Origin of the sequence: Marilutibacter maris (genome assembly GCF_006546735.2) — a bacterium.
Taxonomy (GTDB): domain Bacteria; phylum Pseudomonadota; class Gammaproteobacteria; order Xanthomonadales; family Xanthomonadaceae; genus Marilutibacter; species Marilutibacter maris.
In genome coordinates this window covers 1-3,774 of sequence record NZ_VICD02000110.1, presented here as the reverse complement: position 1 = coordinate 3,774, position 3,774 = coordinate 1, and the positions used below count along the sequence as shown (strand labels likewise).

Below are 3,774 nucleotides of genomic sequence, written 5' to 3'. Positions count from 1 at the left end.
GGGCGCCGGCGGCGCGCCGGCGTTCCATGTACTCGGCCGGAATCGCGTCCCAGCCTTCGTCCATCTGGCAGATGATCGAGGGGACCCGCGGATGACGGCCGTAGTGCCAGCGCGCCGGCAGGTCCTGCTTGCGCCAGCACTGGTAGTGGTCGTGACGGCCGACCAGCCTGGTTTCGATCGCGGCGGCGCGCTCCGGGGCGGGCTCGATGCCCACCGACTGGCCGTAGGAGACCACCTTGCCGTCCGCCATCGACACCATGTCCTCCACCGCGATCGTCCGCTCCGGCGCGGTCGGCGCCATGCCGTGGTCGGACACCACGATCAGGTTGACCGCTCCGAGCAGGCCGCGCGTCTGCAGGCCGTCGAGCAGGCGTCCGATCGCGGTGTCGGCCTCGCGGATCGCCGCGCGCGTTTCCGGCGACTCCGGGCCGTGGTCGTGGCCGGCCTTGTCGACGCGCTCGAAGTACAGGGTCGCGACCCGCGGCCGCGTCGCCGCCGGCTCGGACAACCATCCCAGCACGGTGTCGACCCGTTTGCGGTATGGCAGGTCGGCGTCGAACGGTGTCCAGCGATCCGGACGCACGTCCTGCACCGGCGCCTCGCTGCCGGGCCAGAACAGGGTCGCGTTCGCCAGGCCGGCCTTGTGCGCGCCGACCCAGATCGGCTCGCCGCCCCACCAGCGGCCTTCGCCGACCGCCTCGCGCATGCTCAGCCGGAACAGACCCAGGTCGGCATCCTCCATGCTGTTGTGGACGATGCCGTGGTGGTCCGGGCGCAGGCCGGTGACGATCGAGTAGTGGTTGGGGAAGGTCAGCGACGGGTAGGACGGATTCATCCACTCGGCGCGGACCCCGTGGTCGACGATGCGTTGCAGGTTCGGGGTGATGCCCAGGTCGAGGTAGTCGGCGCGGAAGCCGTCGATCGAGATCAGCAGCACCGGTGCCGGCGACGAGGGCGGCGGCGCGACCGGTTCGCTGCGCGTCGCGCAGCCGCCGAGGGTCAGGCCGGCAAGAACGAGGAGGGTGGGAAGCAGGCGGTGGCGCGTCGTCTGCGCCAGGTCGGGAATCCATCGCATCCGGGGATAGTAACGGTGCCATGTTGCGTTGCGCTTGCGGCTGGCGCGCTGTCATGCGTCGGGGGCATGACTTCCTGTGCTGGCGGTGGCGCGGCACTGTGCCGATAGTGACGATTGGTCGCGGCGGGCTGCCCGCCCGCCGCCGCTCCTGGCCGATTGGAGAACCGCGATGCGCATCCCCGTCCGCAACCCCCGTCCGCGATCGCTGGCCATTGCCTGCGTGACCATCGTCTGCCTGGGAACGACGGCCGCGGCCGGTCCGCCGGCTGCCGCGGCGCCGACCCACAGCGACGCCGAATGCGAGGTCTGGGCGCGCGAGCTGGGCTTCGCCCGCAGCGTGGCCGAGCACGATGGCGCGGCCTTCGCCGCCCACGTCGGCGAGCAGGCCGCGTTCAACAGCGGCCAGGCCGCGCCGCTGCGCGGGCGAGACGCCATCGTCGATGCCTGGGCCGGCATCATTGCCGGCGAGCCGCTGAAACTGTCCTGGTACCCGGCCCGGGTCACCATCGCCGGAGCGGACGATGTCGCCGCCTCCAGCGGTCCCGCGTTGTACGAGAGCGTTGGCCCCGATGGCGCGGTGCGTCATCGGATCGGTGCCTTCCATTCGGTCTGGCACCGCGATGACGACGGCCAGTGGCGGGTCTTGTTCGACGACGGCATCGCCCCGCAGCCGGCCAGCGACGAACAGGTCGCGGCCTTCCATGCCGGCCGCCGCGAGGATTGCCCGCGCGGCGGTTGAGCGGTCCTGCGACGCCGGCCGCGGTCGGCGGCTGCGACTGCGACGGTTCGTGCCGCTGGCGCGTATCGCTTGGACAGTGGCGACATGCCGCAGTCCAGGGAGTCCGATGATGAAGATCCGCATGGCATCAGGCATCTGTCTGGCCGGCCTGCTCGGCACCGCAGCGTTCGCGGCCGCCGGACAGGAGTCCGTTGCACCCGATCCGCCCGAGAGTCCGCCAGCGGCCGCGGAGGTGATCCAGTCCGACGCCGCCGAGTCTGCCCGGCCTCGCACTGGCGCGCGCTGCATGCGCGAGACCGGCTCGAACATCCGCTCGAAGTCCTGCCGCAACGCGCGCGGTCAGGCTCTGGATCGTGAGCGCCAGGCGGCCACCGGCCGCGACGAGCCCGGAACCCAGGTGCAGGTCGGCGAGGCGTCCTCGCGGATCTACAACCGCCTCAACGACGGCTGAGTCCCTGGCCGGCATCCGGCTGTCGCGGTTGCGGCATCGCTGCATCGGCGCATCGGCGCGGACGGCGTGCATGCGGCCGGAGCGGCGCACCCGTGGCTTCCCCCGAGACCTCCCCCGGTCGCGGGTGCCCGCTCCGGAACCTGTACCCGATGCCGCCGTGGCGGCTTGCATCGGCTGTCGATCGTCGTTGGCGGCGCGAGCAAGATTCAAACGCCGTTTGATGCGCTTCGGGTAGGACTTATGCCCAATCTGTCGTTTCGATTATCATTATCGGCCATCGAACCCACCTGCAGAGCGGCGCGTCACATTTCCAGGGACTGGAATCCACGGAGCCCGAGTTGCAGCGACGGCTTTCCGCCTCCGGGTCAGCAGCGACCTTGCGCGACCCGCATTCAACAGATGCCCCCCGTCATGGATCAGTCCCAGCCGTTCTCCCGTCCAGCCCTTCGCATGCGCCGCGATCGCCGCTTCGTTCCGATGCGATGGGCGTTGTCGATGCTGCTGTCGTGTGGCTTCATCGCCGCCGTCGACGCCCAGACCATCGACGAGCCGGGCGTGCACCTGGTCGACCCGCACAGCAGCGCGCGGCATGGCGACGAGGCCCGGGTGGCCGAGCATACGCCCGCCCGCGGCGGCATGCCCGGCAAGGCCCATTGCGTTGCCCGCGCCGGTGGCGATGCGCGGCCGGGCAACTGCATCGGCCAGCAGGTTCGCGCGCCCGACGATGCGCGCGACCAGTCGATCGAGGCGGCCCGGCGTTCGGGGGTCGAGCTTGGCACCCATGTCCGCGACCGCACGCCGCAGCGGCCGTCGCAGCGCGGTCACTAGAGCGCCTCGCAGCCCCTGGGCTCAGCTCGCGGGCCGCAGCCCGTCGAACAGTCGCAGCAGCGACTGCTCGTAGAAGTCGCGAAAGGTCGCCTCGTCGTAGTTGAAGCGGCCGCTGCGGTACAGCGCGACCAGTCCGTGGGTGTGCGCCCACAGGGTCATGGTCACGTCCCAGATGTCGTCCTCGCGCAGTGCGCCGGCGCTCATCGCGTCGGCGACCGCGTCGGCGACCACGGTCAGGGTCGGCGAGCGGCGCGCATGGAAGTCCTCCGGGTAGCGCCGGGCATCGCGACGCGGCGTTGAGAACGCCAGGTCGAACAGGTGCGGGTGGGCGAGGGCGTAGTCCAGATAGAGCCGATGCACCGCGATCAGCCGGGTCAGCGGGTCGAGCCCGCGCGCGCGCGCGGACCAGTGGCCGGCGATCGCCTCGAAGCTGTCCTCGCCGATCCGCGCCAGCAGCGCCTCGCGGTTGTCGAAGTGCCGGTAGATCGCCATCGGCGACAGTCCGGCCGCGGCGGCGACCCGGCGCATCGTCACCCCGGCCGGTCCCTCGTGCTCGAACAACCGGCGGGCGGCGGCGAGGATGCGTTCGGCGGTGTCGGTACGGCGGGGCATGCGTACAGCGTAAACAAAACCGCGCCGATGGACGGATTTTCCGCCCGAATCGGCCGCCAGGCGCGCGTG

5 protein-coding genes are annotated in these 3,774 nt (G+C 71.3%); 3 read left to right on the top strand and 2 right to left on the bottom strand.

Going from position 1 to position 3,774, the window contains the following annotated elements; genetic code table 11:
- On the bottom strand, positions 1-1,075 hold a 1,075-nt coding region (locus tag FKV24_RS07465; RefSeq protein WP_141481930.1), incomplete at its 3' end, for an alkaline phosphatase family protein.
- A 169-nt stretch (positions 1,076-1,244) separates the two neighbouring features.
- Here FKV24_RS07465 and FKV24_RS07460 point away from each other — a divergent pair.
- The 3 genes from FKV24_RS07460 (at position 1,245) to FKV24_RS07450 (ending at position 3,093) form a co-directional block, all read left to right on the top strand.
- Positions 1,245-1,814, top strand: coding sequence for a YybH family protein (locus FKV24_RS07460; RefSeq protein WP_141481929.1), 570 nt, complete (start codon positions 1,245-1,247; stop codon positions 1,812-1,814).
- Positions 1,815-1,935: 121 nt separating this feature from the next.
- Positions 1,936-2,265 carry a hypothetical protein gene (locus FKV24_RS07455; RefSeq protein ID WP_141481928.1) on the top strand — a complete coding sequence of 110 codons (330 nt, stop codon included), beginning with the start codon at positions 1,936-1,938 and terminating at the stop codon, positions 2,263-2,265.
- Positions 2,266-2,715: 450 nt separating this feature from the next.
- Positions 2,716-3,093 carry a hypothetical protein gene (locus FKV24_RS07450; protein ID WP_141481927.1) on the top strand — a complete coding sequence of 126 codons (378 nt, stop codon included), beginning with the start codon at positions 2,716-2,718 and terminating at the stop codon, positions 3,091-3,093.
- 21 nt (positions 3,094-3,114) lie between these two features.
- Here FKV24_RS07450 and FKV24_RS07445 read toward each other — a convergent pair whose 3' ends face one another.
- Positions 3,115-3,705 (bottom strand): TetR/AcrR family transcriptional regulator, encoded by a 591-nt coding sequence (locus tag FKV24_RS07445; RefSeq protein WP_141481926.1) that lies wholly within the window; start codon positions 3,703-3,705, stop codon positions 3,115-3,117.
- Between the last annotated feature and the right edge of the window lie 69 nt (positions 3,706-3,774).

Excerpts from the sequence above, each read along its gene's own strand:
- FKV24_RS07460 (WP_141481929.1), top strand. The coding sequence starts at position 1,245 with ATGCGCATCCCCGTCCGCAACCCCCGTCCGCGATCGCTGGCCATTGCC.
- FKV24_RS07450 (WP_141481927.1), top strand. The coding sequence starts at position 2,716 with ATGCGCCGCGATCGCCGCTTCGTTCCGATGCGATGGGCGTTGTCGATG.
- FKV24_RS07455 (WP_141481928.1), top strand. The coding sequence starts at position 1,936 with ATGGCATCAGGCATCTGTCTGGCCGGCCTGCTCGGCACCGCAGCGTTC.
- FKV24_RS07445 (WP_141481926.1), bottom strand. The coding sequence starts at position 3,705 with ATGCCCCGCCGTACCGACACCGCCGAACGCATCCTCGCCGCCGCCCGC.